We start from the raw sequence: 259 nt of genomic DNA, 5'->3' as shown, positions 1-259 counted from the left end.
CCAATGGGAATATCACAACCTTAGACCCTACTTTAGTAACTTTAGATCCAACAACAGGTAAGTTTACTCTTACAGGGGTAGATCTATCTAGTTATAGCTTTGTAGACGGTCAACTTACGGTACATGCGACCGCGACAGACCTTGCCGGGAACAGTAAAACAGGCACTTCTATTGCGCAGTTAGATACGCACCCAGGCACAATCTCAATTGATACCACCCTTGGCGGCGATAACGTGATTAATGCTAAGGAGACACAATC

The 259-nt window shown here is 44.8% G+C and carries 1 protein-coding gene; it reads left to right on the top strand.

Translation table 11 applies throughout. From position 1 onward, the window contains the following. Positions 1-259, top strand: a 259-nt coding sequence (locus AB4585_RS29325; protein WP_372172343.1) for a hypothetical protein, incomplete at both ends; no start/stop codon positions are given.

It is taken from the genome of Vibrio sp. 10N.222.49.C9 (assembly GCF_041474985.1).
Classification (GTDB): Bacteria; Pseudomonadota; Gammaproteobacteria; order Enterobacterales; family Vibrionaceae; genus Vibrio; species Vibrio crassostreae_C.
This window is presented reverse-complemented; position numbering and strand designations above follow the sequence as displayed.